Origin of the sequence: Actinosynnema sp. CA-299493, from assembly GCF_050946825.1 — a bacterium.
Classification (GTDB): Bacteria; Actinomycetota; Actinomycetes; order Mycobacteriales; family Pseudonocardiaceae; genus Actinosynnema.
Map to the genome: position 1 here is coordinate 6,168,051 of NZ_CP191993.1, position 25,094 is coordinate 6,193,144.

The window sequence follows — 25,094 nt, forward strand, 5'->3', positions numbered from 1 at the left end:
AGGGTAGGCACACGATCGGCCGTTCGGGCACGCACTTCTGCGGTGTCACCGCGAAGCCGGTCGAGCCCGGAGGTCTGGTAGAAGTCGGTCATGCGCGCGAAACGTGCCCGGCGAGCCGCGACCCGACGAGGGGACCCGACGGGGGCCGCGGCCCGGTTCGTCGCGGCGATCGGGGACGACCCCGCGCAGTGGGTGCGGTCGGCCGGTGAGGTCCTCGGCGACGGCACGGCCACGGTGGACGACGAGCTCCTGGCGTCGGTGGCGGCGCTCATGCGGTTCACGCTCCAGGAGATCTCTCCCCGGCACCCGCTCCGCTTCGACTGCGTGCGCTACTTCGCCGCTGCCACGACGACGCTGGCCGACCGTGACGATCCGCTGCACCGGGACGTCGAGGCCGTGGTGCGCGCGGAGTTGGACAACCCCGGGCTGGACGAGGGTCAGCGCGACTTCCTCCGGTGGGTGGGAGGAGCGATCGCGCGGGAGCGCGCCGACCGCGAGGCCGCGGAGCTCCTGCGGACCGGTGCGCGCACCCTCGACCCCGACACCCTGGACCGGGCCGTGGCGCTGCTGCGCGGGGCCGTGCTCGGCTCGACGTCGGACGAGGAGCGCTGGACCAACCTCGAAGCGCTGGGACGGGCGCTGGTCCACCTGTACGAGGCGGTCGGCGACCCGGCGGACCTGCGCGCGGGGATCCGCGCGTTCGAACGGGCGTACGAGATCCGTCCCGCGGCCAAGGTGGCGCGCAGGCTGTCCGCCGCGTGGGAGTTCGCGCACCGGAGCACCGGCGACCCGGAAGCGCACGAGCGCGCCGTGCGGTTCGGCCGTGCGGCCGGGGACCAGGCAGGAGACGACCAGGCAGGAGGCGGCGACGGCTCGGGGCACGACTCAGGCGACGACTCGGGGCACGACTCAGGCGACGACTCGGGGCACGACGAGTCGGAACGCCTCAACAACCTCTCCGCCGCCCTCATCGCCCGCTACGCCGACAACGGTGACGGGCGAGCGCTGACGGAGGCGATCGCCCTGCTGGAGCGGGCGCTCGTCCTGCTCCACGACGGGTGCTCGCGCCGGTTCTCCCCGATGCACAACCTGGGCGAGGCACTGCACGCCCACTACCTGCACACCGGGGACACCGCGGCGCTCGACCGGTCCGTCGAACTCGGCCGGGAGGTGCTGGCCGCCGTCGACGCCGATCCCCTCCTCTTCCGCCCGGGGGTGCTGACCAGGCTGGCCGCCCGGTGCTACAGCCGCCACGGCCGCTCCGGGGACGGCCAGGACCTGGAGGAAGCCGCCGAGCTCGCCCGGGAGGTCGTGCGGACAGCGCCGGCGACGCACCCGGACACCCCCGACCTGCTCGCCGCGTCACTGGGCATCCTGGGACGGCACAGCCAGGTCACCCAGGACCTGGAGGCGATCCGCGCGGCGGAGGCCGCCGCACGTGCCCGTCTCCGGGACCTGGCGCCGGACCACCCCGGCAGGCACAAGTTGGCGCAAGCCGTCGCCGCTCTCCAGTTCTCGCTGTCCTACCGCACCGGTGACCGGTCACTTGCCCGCAGAGCGGCGCAGACCCTGCGCACGAGCGGCGCGGATCACCGGACGGACGTGCGCACCCGGATCGCCATGCTCCACGGCGCCGCGAAGGCATCGCAGTACGGCGAAGATTGGGAGGGAGCCGTCCGAGCCCACGCCGAGGCGATCGAGCTGTTCCCCCTGCTGGCCTCGCGCGGCCTGGTGCGGACCGACCAGGAACGCAGGCTGGCCGGACTCGGGGACCTGGTCGGGAGCGCGGCGTCGGCCGCGGTCCAGGCGGGCGACCCGACCCGTGCGGCCACCCTGCTCGACCACGGCCGGGGCATCCTCTTCTCCCAGGTGCTGGAGAACCGCGACGACTTCACCGACCTGGCCGACCGGCACCCCGCGCTGGCCGAGGAGCTGCGCTCGGTCCGGGACGTGCTGGCCACGTGGACGAGCGAGTCGACCGAGGACGCCGACCGGCACCACGGGCTGGCACTGCGGTGGACCCGGCTGGTGGAGCGAGCCCGCGCGCTGCCCGGCTTCGCCCGGTTCCTCAAGCCCGCCGAAGACCTCACCCCCGCCGCGGCCGACGGCCCGGTCGTGCTGTTCGCGCTCGGCGACGAGCGGGTGGACGCGGTGATCGTCCGCGCGGACGGCGTGCGGGCGGTGCCGCTGCCCGGGGTGACGCGCGCGGAGCTGGCGGACCGGGCGCGCGACTTCCTCGCCGCGGTCGACACCGACCTGGCGGTGGACGACACCGCCGACCGGATCCTCGCGTGGCTGTGGGACGTCGTCGCCGAACCGGTCCTGGAGGCGCTGGGCCACCACGGGCCGCCCGGCCCGGGAGAGCCCTGGCCCCGCGTGTGGTGGTGCCCCTCCGGGGCGCTGACGTTCCTCCCCCTGCACGCCGCCGGGCACCACACCCCCGGCGACCCGCGTGCCGTGATCGACCGCGTCATGTCGTCGTACACGACCACCGCACGGGCGCTGCGGTACGCCCGCCGTGAACGCGTGGCGCCGACCGGCGACGACCGCACGCTGCTCGTGACGCCGGCGGACGCCGCGGGCTTCGCGCCGCTTCCCGGTGTGCACGCGGAACGCGAGATCGTCGTCCGCCACCTGTCCGCGCCGCCGGACGAACTGGTCGGCCAGGACGCCCTCCGGGACCGGGTCCTGGAAGGGCTGGGCAGGCACTCGCGGACGCACTTCGCCTGCCACGGCGTCACCGACCCCGATTCGCCGTCGCGGAACCGCCTGGTGCTGGCCGACCACGACGAGACGCCGTTGACCGTCACCGACATCATCCGGCTGCGCCTGGACGCGGACCTCGCCTTCCTGTCCGCCTGCTCCACGGCGCGCACCACCCCGACCCTGGCCGACGAGTCGATCCACCTGGCCTCGGCGTTCCAGCTCGCCGGCTACCGGCACGTGGTGGCGTCCTCGTGGCCCGTGCACGACCGCTTCGCGATCCGCTTCACCAAGGACTTCTACGCCGCCATCGGCGACACCGGCACCGACCTGGCGGCCCTGGCCGTCCACCGCGCGAGCCGCCGACTGCGCGACCGGGTCCCCGCTCACGCCCGCGTCTGGGCCGCGTACATCCACGTAGGACCGTGAGCCTCGCGGCCGGCGGCTGACGGCACCGGTGTGCTCGCCCCTCGTCCCGATGAGGCCTACCGCGTCATCTCGCCCTGATCAGCCCGAGGCTCGTCCTCGACCTCGATCACGCCGACCAGCTCCGGGTCCACCGGAGCGGGCATGTGACGGATGCTGTCGCTGCCCTTGTGGTCGTGGGCGCGGGAGTACCGGGAATCCAACACCTTCCCCAACTTGTGCGCCGCCCCGGCGTAAGCGTCGTCCACAGTGGCCGCGTGGTGGGTGACCGCCACCGGCTGCTTGCCCCCCGGCCGCGCCTCGATGACGCACTTCATGTCCTCCGGCTTGCTGCCCCCGTCCTCGCTGAGGTGCACCTCGACCCGGGTCAACCAGCCGCTGAACCGGGACAGGCTGCTCTCCAGGTCGGTGGTCACAAAGGTGGCCAGTCCTTCGCCACCGTGGATGTTGTGGTCGGTGTTGACCTGGATCTGCATGTGCACCCTCCGTAGCGGGAAAGCGATGGTCTTGCTCGGTACCACGGGAGCGGCCGGCTCAAACGCGGCGACGTCCGGCGTGCGGGGCGCCGGAACTCCGCATTCGACCGTTGAGCTGCGACAATCACCCGCGACCCCTCACTTGAGGTGTCCACCTCGGGCGGACCGGCAACGCCGTGCGCTGGTGGGCCGGTCCGTCCCGGGGGGCTGCGGCATGATCTCGTCCATGACAGCCGCACGGTTGCTGGCGCGCCGCACCGAGCGGTGGTTCGTCCAGCAGGGAGCCCCGACGATGATCGAGGGCTACGGGTTCTTCACGCACGTGCTGCCGCGGATGCTGCCGGCGCTGGCCACCATCGCGATCGCCTGCCTCGTCTGGCTCGTGCCGCTGGGCGCGGCGGGGTACGGGCGGTGGGTGCTGCTGGCGCTGATCCTCGCCAGCGCGCTCACGACCTGGATCGTGCTGTCGTTGTTCGTGCGGCGGCTGCCGCGGTTCACGCGCAACCGCACGATCGCGATCCTCGTCGGGTACGCGGTGGTGCCGGTGATCGTGCCGATCCTCCAGGACACCATCGAGGACACGCCGGACAGCGATCCGGTGCAGCTGGCGGTGTTCTTCGCGGCGATCTTCACCGCGGCCTGGTTCTCGGTGACGTACGGGTTGGCAGCGCTGCTCAAGGGCGCGATCCGGCACACGGTGGACGACTTGCGCAACAGCGTGCACCTGCTCGGGCGGGCGTTGCCGCCGTTGTTGTTCGTGACGCTCTTCCTGTTCTTCACCGGTGAGCTGTGGCAGGCGATGAACCAGCTCCCGTGGCAGCGGGTGAGCCTGGTGGTGGCGCTGTTCGCGGCGATCACCGTGCTCGCGGCGGCCGCGCGGCTCAAGGACGAGATCGGCCGGGTCGAGCAGGACCTGCGCCCCGAGGTGCTGCGGGAAGCCTGCCGGGGCACGCCCCTGGGCGACGAGGAGTTCGCCGAGCCGCTGCGCCCGCACAAGCTGAACGGACGGCAGTCGCGCAACCTGCTGGTGATGCTCGCGATCCGCCAGCTCGTGCAGGCGGCGGTGGTGGGACTCGCGCTGTTCGCGTTCTTCGTGGCGCTCGGCCTGATCGTGGTCACACCCGCCGTCGCCGAGCAGTGGATCGGAGCGCCGCCGGAGCCCGCGAAGTGGGTTCCCGGCGTGCCGGCGGCGATGCTGCGCAACGCCACGTTGTTCGCGGCCTTCGGCAGCATGTACTTCGCGGTGGTGTCGATGAGCGACGCCGAGCAGCGCAGGCAGTTCTTCGCACCCGTGGTCGAGCGGATCGAGCGGACGCTGGCGGTGCGCGCGGTCTACCTGGCGGTCCGCGAGCGCGCCTAGGCCGTTCGGGCGTTTTAGCGCGCAAACGGCGATCGTCGCGGTGATCCGCGCCTAGTGTGCGGCAATGATCGCCGGTGAGGGACGTGCCGGGCCATTCCCCCACGGGACGGAGGAGTGGCGGGTGCGGCTTCGGTGCCGCGGACCGCGTGGCGTGGTGGGCGCGGGTGTGCTGCTGGACAGCGAGCACGTGCTGACGTGCGCCCACGTCGCGCTGGCCGCCGAGGACCTCACCGTCGAGCTGGTCGGCCTGCCGGAGATGCCCGTGAGCGCCGCTCACATCGTGGAGCACGTCGAGCCGCAGCACGAACGCGGCGACGTGGCCTTGCTGCGGCTCGCGACGCCGCAGCCGGGCGTGCGCCCGGCCACGTTGCGCAAGGTCGCCATGACCTGGAACAGGTCCGTGCACGCACAAGGTTATCCCCGTGGACTGGAGGAGGTCGGCGCCTGGGCGACCATGGTGCTCTCGGGGATGGCGGGCGCCGAGTGGCAGCAGATGAACAGCGGCGGCGGGTACCGGGTGCAGCGCGGGTTCAGCGGCGCGGGGGTGGCCGACGACGCGAGCGGGCACGTGCTCGGGATCGTGGTCAGCGAGTACAACGACAACGGCGCCGGGCTGTCGTGGATGATCCCGGTCGCGGCGATCGAGGCGCGCCTGCCCGTGCTGTCGCGCTGGGTGCTCGGCGACGACGGCATCGACGAGCGGTTCAAGAAGCGCCCGGCGCGGTACAACGGCAGGGTGCGGGAGTTGATGGACTGGCTCTCGCACAGGCAGGACGGCGGCGCGGTGCTGGTCGTCGTCGGCGAGGACCTGGAGCACCTGCAGGACGCGGTCTCGTTCTCCGCGGTGGGCGAGTCGCCCGCGCCCGACCTGGCGATCAACGTCGAGGGCCTGAGCACCGAGGAGGTCTCGCGCCGGGTCCTCGACCGGGCCGGCCTGGTCAGCCGCGGTTCCAGCACCGAGCGCGTGCGGGAGGGCACTCCGCCGATGACGGTCGTGCTCGACGGCGTCGACGCGGCTCGCGACCCCCGGTCGCTGCTGCACGACCTCGGCGGGCCGATGGTGGCGAGCGGGGCGCGGCTGGTGCTGGGCTTCCGCGACGGTGACGCCGCGGACGTGGTCGCCGCGCGGGGGCTGGCCCGGGCCGCGGTCGTGACGCGGCTGGACGGGCTGGTCGAGCGGGTGACCGCGCTGATGCGGGAGGATCCCGACACCGCGGCCACCAAGCTGCGGCTCGGGCTGAGCGCGTTGCGCCGCGCCGCCGCGGCGGACTGGCGGCTGGTCGAGGGGAAGCTGCCGCGGTTCGACCGGGCGATCACGCGGGCCGAGCACGAGCGTGCGGCGCGGCGGCGCGTGCGGGAGGAGATGTCCGTGCTGCGCGGACGGCTGGCGTCGGCGCAGGCGCGTGCCGCCGCGGCGGGTTTCGCCGAGGACCTCGAACTCGACCGGCGCCGCCGCAGGGCGCACGCGGCGCTGGAGGCCGAACCCGTCGACCTGGCGATGGCTCTGCGGGTCGTGCAGGCCTGCGAGGAAGCGGTGCGGCGGCTGGAGAGAGGGGATCAGGAATGACGGCGTGCACCCACTGCGGTGGGACCGTTGACGACACCGGGTTCTGCGTCGACTGCGGTGAACTCGCGGTGGTGCGCGGCAATCCCGCCCGGGTGTCGAGCGCCACGGCGAGCAGCCACCGCTCGCGCACCGGCGACCCGATGTCGTTGCCGGTCTTCGACTTCAAGGATCCCACCAGCCGGATCATCACCGACCCGCGCGTGCCGGTGCGCACCCGCCTGTGCCCCAACGACCAGTGCCCCGACCGGACCGCGCTGCCGCCGCGCGACGCGGGGTTCTGCCTGGCCTGCGGCACGCCGTTCTCGTTCCTGCCCAGCCTGGAGCCCGGTGCGCTGGTGGCCGACCAGTACCGGGTGGTCGGGTGCTTCGCACGCGGCGGCCTCGGCTGGATCTACCTGGCCAGGGACACTCACCTGGACGACAACCCGGTGGTGCTCAAAGGACTCATCGACGTCGCCGACCTGGACATCTCGACCAAGGAACGCCAGGTGTTGACGCTGCTGGACCACCCGAACGTGGTGCGGATCTACAACTTCGTCAGCCACCCGGACGCGCACACCGGCGAGGACCGCGCGTACATCGTGATGGAGTACGTGGACGGGATGGTGCTCGAAGAGGTCGCCGAGATGTCGGTGCGCGGCTTGGTGCCGCTGGGCGAGCCGCTGCGCACCGAGCACGTCGTCGGCGCCGGGCTCCAGCTGCTGGCCGCGTTCGACTACCTGCACGAACGCGGTTTCCTCTACTGCGACCTCAAGCCGGACAACGTGATCATCCGCTCCGGCAAGGTCGGTGAGCGCGGCAACCGGGTGAAGCTCATCGATCTCGGCGCCGTGCGCAGGATCGGCGACCGGAGCAGCAAGATCGTCGGCACCCGGCCGTACCAGGTGGACGAGCGGGAGATCGCCGAGCGCGGCCTGACCGTGCAGTCCGACCTGCACACGCTCGGGGTGGTGCTGCGCAGGCTCGACTACGCGACCGCCGACCACGACGAACCCGAGCGCTCGCACCTCGCGGTGGGGCTGAACTCGTTCCAGCGCGCCTACGACCGGGCCAAGCACCCCGAACCGGACCAGCGCTACGGCTCGGCGGCGGAGATGGCCGACCAGCTGCGGGGTGTGCTGCGCGAGGTGGCGTCGTTGCGCGACCGGAGGCCGCGCCCGGAGCCGTCCACGGTGTTCGTGCACACGACGACGCTGCTGGACGCCGGGCTCGGCGCGGTGCCCGCGCTGGACACGTGGACCGGGCGTGCGGTCGACCTGCTCGCCGAGATCGCGCTGTCCGACGGCAGACCGGCCGCCGACGCGGTCGCGGTCGGGTTGCCGGTGCCGCGGGCCACCGCCGACGACCCGGCCGCCGACGTGCTCGCCGCCGCCGACACCGAGGACCCCGGGCGCCTGATCGCGCGGCTGGACAGCGACAACGTGACCTCGCCGGAGACCGCTCTCGTGCGCTGCCGGGCGGCACTGGCCGCGGCTGACGTCACCGCGGCCCGGAAGAGCCTGGTGCAGGCACGCGGCCTGCTGGGCAACGACTGGCGGGTGAGGTGGCACGAGGGTTTGATCGAGCTGGCGAGCGAGGACATCGACGTGGCGCGGCAGGCGTTCGACGGCGTGTACTCGTGGCTGCCGGGTGAGGACGCGCCCAAGCTCGCGCTGGCGTACTGCGCGGAGCACGAAGGCGACCTCGACCGGGCCGAGGCCTTGTACGAGGCGGTGTGGCGGCGCGACCGGTCGGTGGTGAGCGCGGTGTTCGGGCTGGCCAGGGTGCGGCTCGCGCACGGTGACCGGGGTGGCGCGGTGGCGTTGCTGGACGAGACGCCGCAGGCGTCGCGGTACTTCGACGCGGCTCGCATCGCGGCGGTCCGCGTGCTCAGCGGCGGCATCCGGGCCGGAGGCGAGCTCCTCGCGCCGACCGACGCGGACCTCGCTGCCGCCACCGCCCGGCTGCGCGAGCTCTACCTCGACGGCGGTGCGCCTGCGGGCGAGTCGCGCGTGCGGCTGGAGACCGTGGTGCGGGAGGCGGCGCTCGCCGTCTCGCTGTCCGAGGACGCCGACACCACGCAGTTGCGGCTGCGGGTCGAGCAGTCGTACCGCGCGCTGGCCCGGCAGGCCACCAACCGCGCGGACCGCTCGTCCCTGGTCGACCGCGCGAACCACCACCGGCCGATCACCAGCCGCTGAGAGGAAGCCATGGAGCCCGGTTTTTCGCTGTCGGTGAGCCAGAACCCCTACCTGGACACGGGGGAAGGCGAGATGGACGCGGTGCTCACCGTGTCCGGTCGGGGTGTGGTCGGTGGTGCGTCCGCACCGGAGGTGGCGCAGGTGATCGCCATCGACTGCTCCGGCTCGATGTCCTACCCGCAGACGAAGATCGCGTCCGCGCAACGGGCGACGAACGCGGCGATCGACACGTTGCGCGATGGGGCGCTGTTCGCGGTGATCGAGGGAACGCAGGCCGCCCGGGTCGTGTACCCAGCCGGATCGCGGCTGGTCGCGGCGACCCCGGAGACCCGCCGCGCCGCCAAGAACGCCGTGCGGCAGCTGGAAGCCGGTGGCGGCACGCGCATGGGCGAGTGGCTGGAGCTGGCGCGTGGTCTGCTGTCCGGGCACCCGACCGCGGTGAGGCACGTCATCATGCTCACCGACGGGCAGAACAACCCCGGCGACTCGAAGCTCGCCAAGGAGCTCGTGGAGTGCTCCCGGGTCTTCACCTGTGACGCGCGCGGTGTCGGCGCGGACTGGGACAAGCGCGAGCTGCTGCGGATCGCCGAGGCGTTGCACGGCACCGCGGACGCCGTGCGGCAGCCGGAGGACCTCGTCGCCGACTTCGAGGTGATGACCAGGACGGCGATGGAGAAGGTGATCCCCGAGGCGCGGCTCGTGGTCACGACGACGACCCGCTCGTCGGTCGACTTCCTGCGGCAGACGTTCCCGACCGAGGCGTCGATGGCGGGCGATCCGCTGGAAGAGCGCAAGACCGCGTTCCTGACCGGCTCGTGGGGCGCCGAGACCCGCGAGTACTTCCTGCGGCTCTCGGTGTCGTCGGCCGAGGCGAGGCTGAACCGCGACGTGCGGGTGGCGCGGGTCGACCTGGAGGTGCGCAAGCCGGGTTCGACGGAGTTCACGAAGGCGTGCGACCAGGTTGTCGTGTTGGCGCGGTGGACCAACGACCTGAAGCTGTCGAGCGTGATCGATCCGAAGGTGGCGCACGTGACGCGGCAGACCGAGCTGGGTCAGGCGGTGCTGGCAGGCTGTGACGCGCACGACGTGGACGACCTGGACGCGGCGGCTCGGCACTGGGGACGTGCGGTGGCGCTGGCGACCTCGTTGGACAACGAGAAGGTGCTGGGCCGGCTGCTGCGGCTGGTCGACGTGATCGGCGACCCGGCCGACGAGAACGTGCGGATCCGGTCTGATCTCACGCCCGAAGAGCTGCTGTACACGGGGATGAGCTCGGTGATGTCGAGCATGAGCCCCGCGGTCGAGCCCGTCCCGGTCCCCGACGACCCCGCCGCGGCGGCCCTCCCGGAACTCGTCTGCCCGAAGTGCGCGCAGCGGTGGGGAGGCAGGTACAAGTTCTGCGGCGCCTGTGGCGAACCACTGGCCGGATGACCCGAGGGGCGCTCGTGATCAACCCGGACTGACCCGTGACAGCTAGTCGGCGTAGGCGATCGGCGGCAGCGGGAGCACCGGGCCCTGCTCGACCCCCGCCGCCCGCACGCGCTCGCCGAACCACTTCTCGTGCGAGGCCTGCAACGAGCCGTCCGCGCGCATCCGGGCGATCACGCCGTTGACGAACCGGACCAGGTCCTTGTGCTTGGCGCTGATCGCGACGCCCGCGGTGCCGCCTCCCTGACCCGGCAGGTCGGTCAGCTCGGTGCCGGCATCCTGCATCTGCAAACCTTGCAGGATCGGGAAGTCGGTGTAGACCGCGTCCACGAGACCGCGTTGCAGCAGCATCAGGCACTCGCTGGAGTCGGGTGTGGACACCGGCTTCACACCGGTGCTCCGCTGCGACTCGATCAGGTCGGCGATGCTCGTGGTGGCCGACGCGGCGCACACCTTCCGGTCGCGCAGCCCGTCCAGCGAGTCGCGCGCCTCGGCGCCCCTGCGCGTGAGCAGGCCCGCGTTCGTGGTGAGGTAGGGCGTCGAGTAGATGATGTCGTGGTTGTAGACGCGGTCGCAGGTCATCGTCACGTCGGCGACGACCATGTCGACGACCGGGACCCCCTCCAACGCCTGGTCGGCTTCCCTGGTGGCGTTGTTCTTGACGGTGTCGAGCGCCAGCAGCCTGCTGCCGGTGGGCATGGTGACCAGGCGCAGCAGCGGATCGCTCGGCTGGAGCGGACGGCCGAACAGCTCGGTCGCGATCCGGTTGATCAGGTCGATCTCGAAGCCCTCCATCTCCCCCGTCACCTGGTCGCGGCGGCTGAGGAGCGGGGTGGTCTGGCTGACGCCGACGTCCAGGCCGTTCTCGCGGATCTCCGCGAGCGTCACGCCTTCGAGCACGCTCGTGCCGTCACCGAGGCCACCTGCGGGGTTGAGCGTGCGCGCCGGGTCGTACTCCGCCCTGCCCTCCTGCGTCGTGCACTCCAGCGGCAGGGAAGCCGGCTGCCCGGGGTCGCGGTAGCCGTTGGGCAGCACGGGTTCGGCCGTCCGCTCGACGGGCTGGACGGGTTGGGCCGCGCAGCCCGCGAGCAGCAGGAGTGCCAGCAACAAGCGCTTCATCGGTAGTACTCCGCGATCCGGGGCCGGAGACCGGCCAGTGCCGCCACGGCCGCTCCCACCATCAGCAGGGCGAAGACGACGTCCAGTCCGCTGATCCACGCGCGCGCCTCGGCGGTGGAGCCGGCGGAGGCGTTGGTGTAGGCGGAGATCGCGGCGGTGAGGTGCTCGTCCACCAGTTCCGCGGTCGACTTGCCGTGCTCGGGCGGCGTCACGAGCGCGACGGTCTCCGGGTAGGTCAGCTTCGAGTCGGTGGTGACCAGGCCGGCATCCGCGTCGGACCACTTCCGCGTCGCGTCGGCCGCCTGGTCGATGTGCTCGCGGTCCGTGGCGGATCCCGCCGCCTGCGCGATGAGCTCGGTGATGTCGGCGAGGTCTTTCGTCAACGCCTCCTTGTCGCCGACGGAGGGGTAGATCAGCAGTCGGGCCTCGTTGCCATCCGCGGACCGGCCGACGTTGCGCGCCTCCGCGAGCGGGGCGACGACCTCCTCCCGGTTCCGGATGCTGTCCTCGGCGTGGCTGCTGGAAATCAGCAGCGGGATCGAGATGACCAGGAGCGCGGCGCCGGTGAGCGCCGCGGCGACGACGAGGCCGGTGTTGTAGCGGCGCTTGGTGCGCAGGAAGAGGAACCTGTTCGACCAGTAAAGGACGCCCAGCACGGCGAGGCCGAGCAGCCAGACGAGCCAGGACTGGCCGGTGGCGTCCTGCTGGGCCTCGGTCAGGTTCTTGATCTGCTCGCTGTGCAGTGCCGCCGCGTCCTCGAGGATCTTGCCGCGGGCCAGGAAGCTCGCTTGGTTCAGGTAGGAGGTGGCGACGGGGTGGCCCTCGCGGCCGGCGCTCCAGCCGCTCTCGACGAGCTGCACGTACTGCGGCACCAGGTCGGTGATGCGCTGGACGCGCTCGGCCGCACTCCCACCACCATCGCGCTCCGCCGCCATTCGCAACGCGTCGAGCGCGTCGAAGACGTTCTCGCGCACCTTCTGCTGCAACTGCGGCGAGCGCTGCTGGTCGACCAGCAGCGCGTCGAGCGAGGTGGCATCGGCGTCCGCGAACGCGCGGTAGACGTCGAGAGCCGCGGACGTGAGCACGCCGCGCCTTTCCACCGCGTCGTCCAGCATCGCCTGCCTGTTCTGCAGGACCAGCAAGCCGATCAACCCGAGCAGCAGCGCCGACGCGGACGTCAACGCGGCGATCATGGTCAGCTTGCCCTCGGTGCGCCGGAGATAGGCGCGCAACTCCTCGCGCACGCTCGTTCGACACCTCCGCCCTTGGTCGGGCCGAGTGAATCACCCGGTGTTGTCCGGTGTCGCCGGAATCGGTGAAGTGCACACGTTCGGCCCTACCTCTGCGCTGCACACCTGTGGCCGTGCGCAACCGATTTCTTCCTTGTGCCCGCGTTCTCTCCCTCGACGTCCTGGCTGCGGCCACGGCCGGTGTGCTGCCCGATGAGTCCCTCCGCGACATGTCACCGAACGACCAGAGGTTCTGCGACAACAAGTTTATTCAGTCAACACTGAAGCTATAGAGTCACCTGAGTCCACATTGTGCCTGCACCGCCCCGGAGTCATCGGGCCGCACGTCGGTACTCGCCGCCCAGGACGTTACGACAGCCGCGTCCACCGAGTCGCGGGGTTACAGCCGCCGGGCCGACCGCCACGAAGTCGAGTAGAAGCCGCCGTCGTCCAGCAGCGAGGTGCCGCCCACGTCGCCCAGCGTGGGCCCGTTGATGCGCTCCCGGCTGGAGATGAAGCGGTGGTGGCCGCCGTCGTCCAGGCCGAGGTAGATGCCGACGTGGTCCAGGGTGTCCGGGTCGTCCTCGACCTCGAAGAACACCAGGTCCCCCGGCTGGAGCCGGCTGTAGTCGGTGGCACGGCGGCGTTCGTTGGCGACGAGCTGCACGCCGGGGCCGAACTCCGAGATGGCGTAGGCCCGTCGGGGGAGGCCCGGTCCCGGCGCGTTGACGCCCAGCAGCGGCATGCCGAGGCGGTAGCCGAACACCAGGCGCACGTAACCCGAGCAGTCCACGGCGCCGTAACGGCTGCGCTCGGGCTGCGCGCCGGCGCCGTTGCCGAAGTCCCAGGGCAGGCCCAGGTAGTCGTAGAAGTCCGACTGCTCCTGCCGACCCGCGCCGGAGGACTTGACCGGGCCGAACGAGGCGTCACCCCGGAAGCGCACACCGTTCGCGTCGGTCCCGTCCGGCATGTCGATCAGGTACTCGGTGGCGACGGCGAGCACGTCGGGACCGAGGTCACCGCGTGCTCGCGCGAACCAGTCGGTGAACCAGCCCTCGACCTCGGCGCCGATCCGCCACGGCTGCGGCAGCAGCCGCACCCACGAGGTGGTGTTGACGGTCGCGGAGGTCGCCTTGGGTTCGCTGAAGGACCGGCGCGGGCCGACGAGCTGGGCCGTGCGCGCGCCGTCGGTGAACACCGCCACGACCACGCCGCCCGCCTTGTCGCGCACGACGGTGCGGGCGGGCGCGTCGAGTCGTTCGTAGACCGGCTGATCGGCCTGCGGGCTCACCGGTCCCGGCTCGGTGGTCCGGTCGCCGCCCGACCCGCCGGTGGGTGCGTCCGGCCACCAGAGGACCAGCGCGACCGCGAGGGCGGCGACCACCAGCGCCGCCACCCCGGCCCGCGGCAGCCCCGTGAGTCGCCGTTGCGCCTTCATCCCTCTCGCACCAACCGCTTCAGACCGTGGGCACCAGCCCGATGAGCACGCCGCTCGCCAGTACACCGTATCCGGCCGCGCTGACGGTACCCGTCGCTATCGCGGTGACCAGCGGTGGTTGGCGGACGAGCTGGTAGGCGATGAGACCGGGCACCACGAAGCCCAGCGTCTGGTGCGCGAACAGCAGCGGGTAGTCGCTCTGGATCAGCATGAACAGCGTTGTCTGCAGCAGCACGCCGGTCAGCACGACAGCGGCGAAGAGCCGCTTGCCGTAGAGGATGACCACGCGCTGCAACAACTTCACCGCGCCGTACGTGACACCGCTCATGACCACCACGAGCAGCGCGCGCCGGTAGTCCTCCACGAGGGTCAGGGCCAGCCAGCCCGGCGTGATCATGCCGCCGGGCGAGAGGTTGGTGGTGAGGTAGCACGCCAAGGAGAACACGAGGCCGATGGCCAGGCCGAGGGTGGCGACCTCCGGCAGGAGGAGGGATCCGTTGGTCACGACTGCTTCCGAGGTCTGGGAGTGGGGCGGTGGTCGGGGTGCGGTGACGCGTCGCGGTCGGGGGTCTCGTGTCCCGCGCTGTCGAAGAGGTCGCCCCGCGCCGCGCCGTCGGCCTGCGTCCGGTGGACCGGACGGGGCGTCACGCCGCCGGGGTGTTCGGGCCGGAAGCGCTCGGTCCCGGGGTCGTGGCGCTGCCGGACCGGTTCCGGGCGCACGCGGTCGGACGCCGGGCGTCGCGGTTCCCGCGCCCGGTGAGGGTCGACGCCGGGCAGCCGGTCTCGGGAGGGAGGAGCCCCCGGGTCGATGAACCGCGTCTCCGCCGACGCGCCGCGGGCCGTCTCCGGCGACTGACCGGGCCGGGCCGGGTGCCGCCGCTGCTCGTGCGGGCGGGGGTGGACCGGCAGCCGCTCACCCGGTGCGCGCGGTGGCTCGTGGCGGGCAGCCGGCAGCTCCGAGGGGAACCAGCCGTCGTCCGTCCTGCGCGGCGGGACGGGACGCTGCCCTCCCCCCGCGTCCGGTCCTGGTGCGGCGGACCGGGGCGGGGCGGGTCGCGAGGCGGGTCGCGGGGTGCGTCCGGAAGGGACGTCCCCGGTGGGTGCCGGCCGGGCCGCCGGGCGCGCGGGCGGCTCGCTCCGCACGCCCAGTTCGCTCCGCACTCCCAGTTCGCTCCGCACTCCCAGTTCGCTCCGCACGCCCAGCTCGGTCCGCACGGCTGGCTCGCTCCGCGCGGCCTTCCCCACCTGTGCGTCCGCGGGCGCGGCCTCCTCCGCCGGCGGTTCCTCCAGGTGCTCGACGGCTTCCAGGAACATCTCGCCCTGGCCGTGGATGTTGCCGATGGCCACCAGCGACGCGGTCGACTCGATCCCGGTCAGGACGGCGTCGAGGATGTCCCGACCGTTCCGCGCGCCGCCGAGGTCGACCACCCGGTCGCGCCACCGCTCGTCCACCGCGGACAGCGCGCTGCGGGTCGGTTCTCCGATGAGCACCACCCGGTCGGGGTCGATGCGTGCCACCAGGGCGCCCATCTGCTGGTTGCGCTCCACGCGGTCCGGTCGGCAGTTGATGACCACGTGCAGGGGGCGGCCGATGGACCCCTGCTCCAGCAGCCGTTCGATGTTCATCAGGGTGGACTCGGGGTCGTTGGCCGCGAAGACGTTGGCCAGCTTGATCCGCTTGTCGCCCGCGATCCGGGTGTGCACCGACAGCACGCCCGGGTCCGGCGGCGCGGACCACATGCCCACCAGCGCCGAACGCCGGTTCACGCCCAGCAGGTCGGCCACCTTGAGCGCGATGGCGACGTTCTCCTTGAACGTGATCCAGGTGAAGCCCGCCATGTCCTCGTCGGTGACCGACTCGGGGTCGACCGCGATCAGCTCGCAGTCCCGCTTGGCCGCCTCCGCCTCCAGGATGTGCAGCCGGTCCACCTCGGCCGTCACGCACACCCCGCCCACCGGCATGGACCGGCTCAACGACCGGGCCACGTCGTCGAGGGTGGGGCCCATCTCGGCGAGGTGGTCCTCGCGGACGTTGCACAGCACGCCGATGGTGGAGCGGATCAGCTTGCTCTGGTTGATCTCCTGGAGGTCGGGCATGACCGCCATGCACTCGATCACCAGCGCGTCGGACCGGTAAGCGGCGGCACGGCGCACGATGCCGATCTGCTCGACGACGTTGGCGATGCCCCACTTGCGGTAGACCGGTTCCTCGCTGCCGTCGGGGTGGATGAACCGGGCGGCCGTGCCGGTGGTCTTGGCCGTGGTGACCAGTCCCCCGCCGCGCAGGGCGCCCGCGCACAGCCGGGTGATGGAGCTCTTGCCGCGGATGCCGTTGACCAGGACCCGGTGCTCGATGCTGCCGAGCTGGGCGAGGTGCCTGCGCTGCTCGGCCACGCCGGCGGCGAACATGCCGACCGTGAGCAGGACGAAGACGACGTAGAGGTAGGTCACGCCGAGCCCTTCCCCGCTCGGGCGCGGGGCGCGTGGGTGGCGGTGCGGCGGGACGGCGGGCGGGACGGCGGGGTGTGCGCGGCGGGCTTGTCCACCGGTTTGAGGAACTGGGTGGGGTCGGTGGCCGCGCCCCGCGGCCGGCGCACCTCGCCGAGCCGGTCGGGGCCCTGGGTCACCGCCTGTCGGCAGATCTCCAGGCACGAGGCGATGGTGCCGACCTCGTCGTGCCGCTGGGGGTAGATGACCGACTTGAGGTCGCCGCGGACCAGGGCGTCCGCGGCGCGGGAGACCCGGCGGAGCGGGCCGAGCACGGAGAACAGCAGCCAGCCGTAGCCGAACAGCGCGACCAGCGCGACGATCAGCGCGACCAGTTGCGCGTAGCGGCGGACGTCGTTGACGGGCAGGGCGAGTTCGGCGCCGGGCTTCGCCGAGACCACCGTCCAGCCGAGCCGGCCGACCTCGCCGCCGACCACGGCGGCGGCGGAGACGATGCCGGGGCCGTCCTCGCCGGGTTGGACGTCGCCGACGGGGTCGCCGCGCTGGGCGCGGGTGGCGCCGTCGCGCAGTGCCGGGTCGGTGACCTGCTCGAAGGCGATGAAGCCGTCCGTGGCGCTGATGGTGCGGAAGTCACCGTCGACCAGGCGCGCGTGGCCGGGCACGTGGCCCAGCAGGGAGCCGAGGTGCTCCAGGTCGAACTCCCCGACCACCGTGGCGCCCCCGGCCACGGGGACCTCGGCGAAGATCACCGGGACGCGGCCCTCCTGGTTCTGCTGGCGCAGGCCCGCCGCTGCCGCCGGGGGTTCGCCGATGCGCAGCGGGGGGCGGCCGACGGGCTCGCCGGCCCGACCGGAGCGGTCCACCACGTAGAGGCTGCGGTACCGGGTCTGGTCGACCATCATCTGCTCCAGCGCGGACCGCAGGGCGTCGGGCGACCCCGTGCCGGTGGCGACGGCGGAGAGGTCGGCCAGGCCGTCGTTCACGCTGCGGCGCAGGGCGTCCGTCGCCCTGGCGGTCTGGGCGCGGACCCCGGCGACGACGCCGGCGGGGATGTCGACCTCGGCCGGGCGGAAGGCCACGAGCACGCCCGCCGACCAGGCGAAGACCGAGAGCGCGAGGACGCAGCAGGTGGCGCGCGCGGTGACGCGGCGGCCGGTGACCGGCTCGACGTCGTCGCTCCCGCCGGTCAGGCGGTCCAGGCACAGCCGGGCCGCGGCGATGACGCGGGCCACCTCGGCGGTCCCGGCGGGGCGGACGGTGGTGTCCAGGTCCCCGGAGGCGAGGGAGAGCAGGTCGGCGCGGGCGGTGAGGACGGGACCGGTGACGACGCGGCGCACGACCACGAACCCGACGACGGCCAGCAGCGCCAGGAGCGCGGCGGGAACGATGCCCGAGGTGCCGGACGAGCCGCTGTGCAGCGGACCCGCGGCGACCGCGACCACGGCGAGGTCGAGGCCGGCGGGGCTGCCCGACGGCACGACCCGCACGTGGGCGTAGGTGCGCTGGACGCGGTCGGCCGGCGTCCCGAGCAGCACACCGGGGCCGGTGACGGCGGCGCGGGCGGCCTCGGTGAGGAAGCGCTCGACGTCGGGGGCGCGGTCGCGGGCCAGCGGCCCGGTGGCGGCGACGACCTGGCCGGACAGGGTGGTGAGCAGGTAGGACTGGTCGAGCACGTCGTCCGCGTCCGGCTCGGGCAGTCGCACGGCCGTCGTCGCGGTGAGCAGTCGGCCGTCGGGCAGCCTGGCGGTGACGAGCAGCACCGGTTCGCCGCCGGCGGCGACCGCCGAGGTGACCGCGGCGTCGGCGACGGCCGCCGGGATCGCCTCGATCGGGACCTGCTCACCGCGGGCGGCGAGCAGGGAGCGACCGGGTTCGGCGAGCACCGCGGCTCCGCGCCACTTGCGGTTGCGCGCCAGGTCGTCCAGCAGCCGGTCCGGTTCGCCGGTGGCGCCGGTGGAGGCGTTGCGCAACTCGCTCAAGCCCTGGTTCGCCGTCGCGCCGATGGAGCGGGCCACTCCGAGCGCGATCTCCTGCTGGGACTCGCGGAAGGCGGCGGGCACCTCTTCACCACCGCCGGCGCTCAGCAGCAAGCCCGTGGTCACGGCCAGGGTCAGGAGCAGCACGAGCAGTGCCGTGGGCAGTAGGCGCACCGTGGCCGGGAACGATGTTTCCGGTAATTGGTCCTGCAAGCGTCTCAGCCTGACGTCACGGACTGTAGCCGTTTTGTGGCGCACGAAATTTCTCCGACCCCGTCACCCATAAGGAGAGGGGCGCGCCCCCGAACGCGCTACCCCGGTTGATGCAACCCGTAGATTGTGCACCACAAAGTCGCCAACACCTAGCCAGAAGAGGACTACCGATGTGCCGAACGAGTGAATCCGATTTACATCGGTGACCTATATTCGTTTCCGGCGGACTTTTGCGTTGTTCCTCGCCGTGATCAGCATCTCATTCGTGGGGTGTTACGGAAAGGGCCCTTCCGACGATCCGCCACCGTCCTCCGACCCGGCGGCGGCCCTCGCGGAGCGGGTCGCCGCTTTCGTGGCGGCGCTGCGCGAGGACGCGCCCTACCGGCCGCCGACCGCCCAACAGCGCCGGGCGTTCACCGAGGCGTTCACCGCGCTGGGCCCCACCCCGGCGACGGGGGACGACGCGCTGCGCTCCCTCGGCTTCGCCGTGCGGCGCACCGTGGACGAGGAGACCGGCCGCCCCTACGCGCTCGCGGTCGCGGAGGCCGGCACCGAGCGCAGCTGGGGTCTGTACGTGGTGGACCTGTCCCGACCGGTGCGCGTCGCGGTGCAGGTCCCGCACCCCGCCAACGACCTGCGCACCGCGGAGATCGGGCTCGCCCTGTTCCGCCGGCTGCCCGGCGCCGTGCTCTCCGTGGCGGGCACGCACCGCCGCGTGGCCGCCGGCGCGGGTGACGCCGCGCACCGCACGGACTCGCTGTTCCACGCGGCGGCCGAGAGGCACTCGCGCGACCGCGTGCCGCAGGTCCAGCTGCACGGCTTCGACGACGACAGCCTCCCGGCCGCCGACCTGGTGCTCTCCCCCGGCGCGGTGCCGGAGGACCCCTCGATCACCCGGGTCGCCGACGAACTCGAAGGGTTGCTGCGCGTGTGCCGGGCGTGGGCGCGCGACTGCGGCGATCTGGAGGGCAGGCGGAATCGGCAGGGAGTCGTCGCGGCGGAACACGGCGCCTTCTTCGCGCACGTGGAACTCAACCGCACCACGCGGGATTCTCCCGAGGAGTGGGAACCCGTCGTCCGCGCGCTGGAAAAGGCGCTGGACGACTGAGCCGGCGGGCGGCTGGACCGGCGGGCGACCGGTCCGGCGGGCGACCGGTCCGGCGGGCGCCGGAAAACGGTCCCGGCACGTGAAGCGTCACCATCACCACGAAAGGGTTTTGTTGTGGGCATCATCAGCACGTTGAGACACCGGTGGCCGTGGGTAGCCATTCCCCTGGTCGTGGTGCTGGCGGTGGGAGCGGTGGTCTACGCGGTCGGCGGCGGCGACTGCGACAGCTGCCTGCGGCCGGCCGGCGGCGACAGCATCGCGGTGCGGCTCAAGGTCGCCGGCGAGTCCGGTGAACCGCTGGAGGGCGCCACCGTCACCGTGCACTCGCCGCTGGGCAGCCCGGTCCCGCTGACCTCCGACGACGACGGCGTGGTCGAGGTGCCCGAACTGCCCGGCCCGGCCATGACCGTCGTGACCGCGGACGGGTACCTCGCCGAACCCGTCCCGCTGGGCTGGTCGGACTCCGGCAAGCAGGTCGACGTGACGCTGTTCGCCCGCGGGGACGGCAGGTTCGCCGTCCACTCGGCGGGTGACGTGATGTTCGGCAGGCGCTACGCGACGCCCACCCAGGAGGAGTCCAGCGGGCGCTCGGAGCCCCTGATCCCCGCCGACGGCGCCGCGGCGGGCGCGCAGGACGTGGTGGCCGCCATCGCACCCGCGTTCGCCGCCGCCGACTTCCGCACCGTCAACGTGGAGACGGTCATCAGCGACAAGCCCGCGGACGCCGCCTACCCCGGCAAGCGCTACATCCTCCAGTCCGCCGGACCGACCGTGGCCGGCCTCCGCGCGCTGTCCGCGGACCTCGCGGTGCTCGCCAACAACCACTCCCGCGACCTCCTCGACGCCGGAGTGGCCGACACGCGCGCCGCGCTGTCCGGCGCGGGCATCGCGACCGTGGGAGCCGGCGCGAACGCCGCCGAGGCCTCGGAGCCGCACCTGCGCGAGGTCTCCGGCACGGGCGTCGGCGTGCTCGCGTACACCAGCGTGGACGGTTCGTTCGTCAACGAGAGCTTCCCCCCGGCGACCGCGCGGCAACCCGGCGACGTCGCCGAGCCCGACCGGTGGCAGTACGAGAACAGGACCTGGGGCTACCCGGCGGCGGGCGTGCCGTCCGCGCCGCGCCGCATCCGCGAGGCGTGGGAACGGTTCAGCGCCGCCGAGGAGAAGTCCTCCGACGACCAGGTGGCGGGCATGTGGGCGTCGCTGGCGGCCGTCTACCCGGAGGTGCAGGACTGGGTGGCACGACGCGGTCACGGCGGCGCGGCCCGGTGGGACGGCGAGACGTCCACCGCCCAGATCGAGCAGGTCGCGAAGTCGTCGCCGCTGGTGATGGTCCAGGTGCACGCCGGCTTCCAGTTCCAGGAGGCGGCGTCGGACAACATCCGCGACATCGCCCGCAAGGCGATCGACGCGGGCGCGGACATCGTGGTCGCCCACCACCCGCACGTGCTGCAAGGACTGGAGTGGTACAAGGGCAAGCTGATCGCCTACAGCCTGGGCAACTTCGTGTTCGAGCAGAACTTCCTGGCCACCTTCGCCAGCGCGTTCCTGCGCACCGTGTGGGAGGGCGACACCCTGCTGGAGGCCAGGCTCTACCCGCTGGAACTGGTGGACTACAAGCCCGTGCCCGTCACCGACACGGCGGCCGAGCGCGTCCTGGCGCGCGTGTGGGAGCGCAGCACGCTGCCGCTGGAGTCCTACCGGGACGACGAGGGCGACGTCCGCACCCGTCCCCGCGAGAAGGGAACGCCGGCGCACGTGGTCCTGGAGCGGCACACCGCCCGCCTGGTGCCCGAGCCCATCACCGGCCGCGCCCAGGACCAGGCGGTGGGGCCCGGCGCGGTGGTCGACCTCCCGGTGGCCGCGTCGGCGCTCGTCAAGCCGACCGGCGGCGACGGCGTGGACATCGGGCGCGACCTGTACGGCTGGGGGCACTTCGAGGACGAGACCGCCGACGCGTCGATCAGCGAGGCCGTGCACTGGAGCGTGAACAGCAGACGTGAGGGCGTCCGCTCCGGCGACGCCGCACAGGGCCTGCGCGCTCTCCGCCTGGAGGTGCGCGACGGCGACTCGGTGCAGAGCAGGCCGATCGCCCGCATCCCCCTGCCGCGCCACCGGGCCTACCGGGACGAGGACGGCCGAGCCGTCCCCACCGACCCCGCCCCGTCCTACTCGCTGGTCGCCCGGGTCCGCCGCTCCTCCACCGCCGCCGCGGAGGCCCGCTTCGACGTCTACCACTTCGACGACAGCAACCCGGCCGAGGACCCGACCTCGGAGGTCGTGGCGACCTACACCAAGCCGGTGGACGTCCCCGCGGACGGGCAGTGGCACCAGGTGGTCGTCGACCTGGCGGTGTCCGAACTGGACACCGGTCCGACGACGGGCAACATGGTGATGCCGTACCTCAAGGTCTCGGGCTCCTCCGCACAACCCGCGTGGGTGGACGTGGACGAGTTGCGCTTCGTCGAGTGGCGCGACGCGCGGGGCACGAACTCCCCCGGAGCCTTCACCCTGGCCCGCAACCGCGGCGGAACGGCCGTGACCCTGCCCTACGAAGTCCTGCTCCCGTCCTCTCCCTGACCCGGACCGGCGAGCGGGCCACCCGACCGGACCGCCCGCTCGCCGCCCCACCGCCGTCGGCGAACCCGCCGCTACCCGACGCGCGGGTCAGACCATGTGACCGACTTCTGGCACCCCACCCGCTCGGGCGGTGTCGCACCACCAAGGGGTGATGTCGCCGCACACACCGATGCCGGCTGGGTACACCACGGCGATAGTCGTCGACAGCACAGGAGAGCTCGATGTCCGACCTCAAGATCGCCGTCATCTACTACTCCGCCACCGGCAGCGTGCACGCGATGGCCCGAGCCGCGGCCGAGGCGGCAGAGGCGGCCGAGGGGGAAGTGCGGCTGCGGAAGGTGCGCGAGCTGGCGCCGGACGAGGCCATCGCCGGCAACGAGGGCTGGGCTGCCCACGTCAGGCAGACCCAGGACGTCCCCGAGGCGACCCTGGACGACCTGGAGTGGGCCGACCTGCTCATCTTCGGCACGCCCACCCGGTACGGCCTGCCGACGGCGCAGCTGAAGCAGTTCATCGACACCACGGGCCCGCTCTGGGCGCAGGGCAAGCTGGTCGACAAGGTGGCGACCTCGTTCACCTCGGCGGGCACCGCGCACGGCGGCCAGGAAACCACCATCACCGCGCTGAACAACACCTTCTACCACTGGGGCTGCGTCATCGTGCCCCCCGGCTACGCCGATCCCATCCAGTTCCAGGCCGGCAACCCCTACGGCACGAGCCACGTCTCCAACAACGGCCAAACCCCACCCGGCCAGGTGGAGCTGGACGCGGTGGCCTTCCAAACCCGCCGCGCCGTGCACATCGCCCGCGCCCTCAAGAAGGGCCTGACCGCCTAGCGCCGGCAGGAGCAGCGCCGCCCGGTTCCCGATCCGCGACCGGGACCTGCGCCCGTGACCGCCCGGGTGCTTCAGCCGCACGCCGTGATCCGGTAGAGCCTGGTCGACCCGGCCCGGTCGACCAGTTCGAACCCCCGCGCCCCGGGCACGCCCGCGACGCCTTCGTAGGGTTCGATCGCGGTGATCTCCGGATCGTCCCCGCCGATGAGCACGTACTCCGCCCGGTAACGCGTCAGGGCCGCGCAGACCCGCGGGTTGGTGCCGGCCTCGTCCAGGTGGCGTGCCAGGTATTCCTGCTCGGCGCTCTTCGGCTTGAGCAGGTGCGAGTACAGCACCTCGCGGTCGGCGAGCGCCCACAGGTAGACGCTGCCGTCGAACGGGTTGCCGAGCACCACCGAGTCCTCCGGGATCCTCGTGGCGATCCGCGTGTAGAAGTCCCGCATCCCGTCGGTGACGAGCTTGTGCTCCTCCGCCTTCGGGTAGGTCACGGCCACCCGCACCTCGCGGTCCGTCGAGTACAGGCCGACCGTCGCGACGGCGAGCACCGCGGTCAGCCCGATCGCCACGACCGGCAGGGACAGCTCGCGCGCACGGGGCAGGAGCTTCCGGGACAGGAGCAGGACGCCCGCGACCGCGAGCGGCACGCCGGTGATCGGCAGCATCGCGGCCAGGCGGTGGGAGTCGCTGTACCAGTAGCCGGTGAGCAGGTCGGTGTCCGGCCGGTTGAGGGCGGCGGCCAGCACGTACAGCAGCCCGGAGGCCAGGTGCCCGGCGAGCACCCAGCGGATCGCGGGCGTGCGGCGGGCGGTGACCATGCCGACGATCACCAACGCCGACAGCAGCCACAACGCCTCCCGCAGGTTGGTCGCGTTGAGCAGCACCTCGCCGGCCGCGGCGGCCGGTGTCTCGAACGACTTCCACGCGTTCCAGTTGCGCACGTCGGCGAGCATCGGCGTGGTGGCCGACCACAGCCAACCGCCGAAGACCACCGCGACGAACACGGCGCACTCGACGACACCGCGCCGCGCACGCCCCTCGACGTGCAGTCGCCGTGCCCGCACGAACACCGCCGCCCCGGCCGGGAAGATCGACAGCACGATCAGCGAGAACACCACGTTCGGGTGAGCGAACCCGGCGGCCACGAGCGTGATCGCCAGCAGCAACCACGCCCGACCCCGGCCGAGGCAGTCGTCCTTCACCCACCCGGTGATGGTCAGCACCACCGCGAAACCGGCCGGCGCCAAGGACATGGCCAGCAGGTTCGGCCACAGCACGCCCCACCCGAAGAAGTCCCACGGGAACGCGGGGAACGCGATCGACAGCACACCGGCGATCGACAACGCCGCCACGTCGCGGCCGAACAGCTGCCGCACCAGCAGGAGGCAGCCCACGGGCCACACCATGACCGTGATCACCGCGCAGACCACGTTGGCGGCGACCGGGATCGACGCCCCGGTCGACATCACCACCAGCGAGGTGAGGTCGTGCCACGCCGCCGGGTAGAAGCCACCGGGCGTCTCCGGGTCACCCAGCGCGTAGAGGGTCAGCGACGACGCGTCCCCGCTGTCGCCGATGTGCGCCAGCGCGTTGTAGTGGAACGGCGTGTCGAAGACCTGCGACACGCCGTCCGGGGCGCCCACCGCCCGCACGACGGCGAGCGCGGCGAGCGCGAACGCGGGCAGCAACCCGGCCGCCACGGCCAGCGTGACCTGCCTCGGGTCGGCCGTCGCGGACAGCAACTGCCTGCGCCGCAACAGGAAAGCGAGCAGTGCGGCCAACCCGGCGGCCACGAGCACCGCCGCCAACCCGACGGGCACCGACCACGCGAAGCCGGCCAACCCCGCCACCACCGCCGCCGTCGCGATCACCACGACGCCGATCACCGGTGCCATCGCGACCGCCGCGATCCCTCGTAACCCCAACAAGTAGACGACCGGCAACCCCGGCCCCCACAGCCACCCGACCGCGACGAGTGCCACGGGCACGACGCTGAACCACGACATGTGT

At 72.6% G+C, this 25,094-nt stretch carries 16 protein-coding genes; 8 read left to right on the plus strand and 8 right to left on the minus strand.

Going from position 1 to position 25,094, the window contains the following annotated elements:
* Positions 1 to 90: 90 nt before the first annotated feature.
* Positions 91 to 3,132 (plus strand): CHAT domain-containing protein, encoded by a 3,042-nt coding sequence (locus tag ACQPYE_RS25760; protein ID WP_498714968.1) that lies wholly within the window; start codon positions 91 to 93, stop codon positions 3,130 to 3,132.
* 56 nt (positions 3,133 to 3,188) lie between these two features.
* Here ACQPYE_RS25760 and ACQPYE_RS25765 read toward each other — a convergent pair whose 3' ends face one another.
* Complete coding sequence (locus ACQPYE_RS25765; RefSeq protein ID WP_498714970.1) at positions 3,189 to 3,605, minus strand: HPF/RaiA family ribosome-associated protein; 417 nt, start codon at positions 3,603 to 3,605, stop codon at positions 3,189 to 3,191.
* A 226-nt stretch (positions 3,606 to 3,831) separates the two neighbouring features.
* Here ACQPYE_RS25765 and ACQPYE_RS25770 point away from each other — a divergent pair, with 226 nt between their 5' ends.
* The 4 genes from ACQPYE_RS25770 to ACQPYE_RS25785 all read left to right on the plus strand — a co-directional run bounded on the left by ACQPYE_RS25770 (position 3,832) and on the right by ACQPYE_RS25785 (position 10,143).
* Positions 3,832 to 4,965, plus strand: a complete 1,134-nt coding sequence (locus tag ACQPYE_RS25770) for a hypothetical protein (protein ID WP_498714971.1) — start codon at positions 3,832 to 3,834, stop codon at positions 4,963 to 4,965.
* 64 nt (positions 4,966 to 5,029) lie between these two features.
* On the plus strand, positions 5,030 to 6,532 hold the full coding sequence (locus ACQPYE_RS25775) for a S1 family peptidase (protein WP_498714972.1): 1,503 nt from the start codon (positions 5,030 to 5,032) through the stop codon (positions 6,530 to 6,532).
* On the plus strand, positions 6,529 to 8,712 hold the full coding sequence (locus tag ACQPYE_RS25780; protein WP_498714973.1) for a serine/threonine-protein kinase: 2,184 nt from the start codon (positions 6,529 to 6,531) through the stop codon (positions 8,710 to 8,712). The genes ACQPYE_RS25775 and ACQPYE_RS25780 overlap by 4 nt, the downstream gene beginning before the upstream one ends.
* A 9-nt stretch (positions 8,713 to 8,721) precedes the next feature.
* Entirely contained in the window at positions 8,722 to 10,143 is a 1,422-nt protein-coding gene (locus ACQPYE_RS25785; RefSeq protein WP_498714974.1) for a vWA domain-containing protein, read from the plus strand.
* Positions 10,144 to 10,185: 42 nt separating this feature from the next.
* Here ACQPYE_RS25785 and ACQPYE_RS25790 read toward each other — a convergent pair whose 3' ends face one another.
* From ACQPYE_RS25790 to ACQPYE_RS25815, 6 genes are all read right to left on the minus strand, one after another.
* On the minus strand, positions 10,186 to 11,259 hold the full coding sequence (locus tag ACQPYE_RS25790; RefSeq protein ID WP_498714975.1) for a transporter substrate-binding domain-containing protein: 1,074 nt from the start codon (positions 11,257 to 11,259) through the stop codon (positions 10,186 to 10,188).
* Positions 11,256 to 12,503: a GlnX family signal transduction membrane protein gene (locus ACQPYE_RS25795; RefSeq protein ID WP_498714976.1), complete on the minus strand. Its 1,248-nt coding sequence runs from the start codon at positions 12,501 to 12,503 to the stop codon at positions 11,256 to 11,258. The genes ACQPYE_RS25790 and ACQPYE_RS25795 overlap by 4 nt, the downstream gene beginning before the upstream one ends.
* Before the next feature lie 385 nt (positions 12,504 to 12,888).
* Positions 12,889 to 13,926, minus strand: a complete 1,038-nt coding sequence (locus tag ACQPYE_RS25800) for an NlpC/P60 family protein (RefSeq protein WP_498714978.1) — start codon at positions 13,924 to 13,926, stop codon at positions 12,889 to 12,891.
* Between the two features lie 19 nt (positions 13,927 to 13,945).
* Positions 13,946 to 14,431 carry a poly-gamma-glutamate biosynthesis protein PgsC/CapC gene (locus tag ACQPYE_RS25805; protein ID WP_201436176.1) on the minus strand — a complete coding sequence of 162 codons (486 nt, stop codon included), beginning with the start codon at positions 14,429 to 14,431 and terminating at the stop codon, positions 13,946 to 13,948.
* Positions 14,428 to 16,377 carry a poly-gamma-glutamate synthase PgsB gene (gene pgsB / locus ACQPYE_RS25810; RefSeq protein WP_498714980.1) on the minus strand — a complete coding sequence of 650 codons (1,950 nt, stop codon included), beginning with the start codon at positions 16,375 to 16,377 and terminating at the stop codon, positions 14,428 to 14,430. Before pgsB ends, ACQPYE_RS25805 begins: the two co-directional genes overlap by 4 nt.
* Positions 16,374 to 18,563, minus strand: coding sequence for a HAMP domain-containing protein (locus ACQPYE_RS25815; protein ID WP_498714982.1), 2,190 nt, complete (start codon positions 18,561 to 18,563; stop codon positions 16,374 to 16,376). The genes pgsB and ACQPYE_RS25815 overlap by 4 nt, the downstream gene beginning before the upstream one ends.
* A gap of 265 nt (positions 18,564 to 18,828) precedes the next feature.
* On the opposite strand from ACQPYE_RS25815, the gene ACQPYE_RS25820 reads away from it, so the two are divergent.
* From ACQPYE_RS25820 to wrbA, 3 genes are all read left to right on the plus strand, one after another.
* Positions 18,829 to 19,671 (plus strand): hypothetical protein, encoded by an 843-nt coding sequence (locus tag ACQPYE_RS25820; RefSeq protein WP_498714984.1) that lies wholly within the window; start codon positions 18,829 to 18,831, stop codon positions 19,669 to 19,671.
* Positions 19,672 to 19,803: 132 nt separating this feature from the next.
* The gene (locus tag ACQPYE_RS25825; protein WP_498714986.1) at positions 19,804 to 22,251 is read left to right on the plus strand and encodes a CapA family protein; all 2,448 of its coding nucleotides are present in this window, start codon (positions 19,804 to 19,806) and stop codon (positions 22,249 to 22,251) included.
* A gap of 221 nt (positions 22,252 to 22,472) precedes the next feature.
* Positions 22,473 to 23,087 (plus strand): NAD(P)H:quinone oxidoreductase, encoded by a 615-nt coding sequence (gene wrbA / locus ACQPYE_RS25830; RefSeq protein ID WP_498714988.1) that lies wholly within the window; start codon positions 22,473 to 22,475, stop codon positions 23,085 to 23,087.
* Between the two features lie 71 nt (positions 23,088 to 23,158).
* Here wrbA and ACQPYE_RS25835 read toward each other — a convergent pair whose 3' ends face one another.
* A complete protein-coding gene (locus tag ACQPYE_RS25835) occupies positions 23,159 to 25,090 on the minus strand; it encodes a DUF6541 family protein (RefSeq protein ID WP_498714990.1) in 1,932 nt (643 codons plus the stop codon).
* Positions 25,091 to 25,094: the final 4 nt, after the last annotated feature.

What these genes read in the sequence shown, in the direction of transcription:
- ACQPYE_RS25760 (WP_498714968.1), top strand. Translation starts at nt 91, where the DNA reads ATGCGCGCGAAACGTGCCCGGCGAGCCGCGACCCGACGAGGGGACCCG.
- ACQPYE_RS25765 (WP_498714970.1), bottom strand. Translation starts at nt 3,605, where the DNA reads ATGCAGATCCAGGTCAACACCGACCACAACATCCACGGTGGCGAAGGA.
- ACQPYE_RS25770 (WP_498714971.1), top strand. Translation starts at nt 3,832, where the DNA reads ATGACAGCCGCACGGTTGCTGGCGCGCCGCACCGAGCGGTGGTTCGTC.
- ACQPYE_RS25775 (WP_498714972.1), top strand. Translation starts at nt 5,030, where the DNA reads ATGATCGCCGGTGAGGGACGTGCCGGGCCATTCCCCCACGGGACGGAG.
- ACQPYE_RS25780 (WP_498714973.1), top strand. Translation starts at nt 6,529, where the DNA reads ATGACGGCGTGCACCCACTGCGGTGGGACCGTTGACGACACCGGGTTC.
- ACQPYE_RS25785 (WP_498714974.1), top strand. Translation starts at nt 8,722, where the DNA reads ATGGAGCCCGGTTTTTCGCTGTCGGTGAGCCAGAACCCCTACCTGGAC.
- ACQPYE_RS25790 (WP_498714975.1), bottom strand. Translation starts at nt 11,259, where the DNA reads ATGAAGCGCTTGTTGCTGGCACTCCTGCTGCTCGCGGGCTGCGCGGCC.
- ACQPYE_RS25800 (WP_498714978.1), bottom strand. Translation starts at nt 13,926, where the DNA reads ATGAAGGCGCAACGGCGACTCACGGGGCTGCCGCGGGCCGGGGTGGCG.
- wrbA (WP_498714988.1), top strand. Translation starts at nt 22,473, where the DNA reads ATGTCCGACCTCAAGATCGCCGTCATCTACTACTCCGCCACCGGCAGC.
- ACQPYE_RS25835 (WP_498714990.1), bottom strand. Translation starts at nt 25,090, where the DNA reads ATGTCGTGGTTCAGCGTCGTGCCCGTGGCACTCGTCGCGGTCGGGTGG.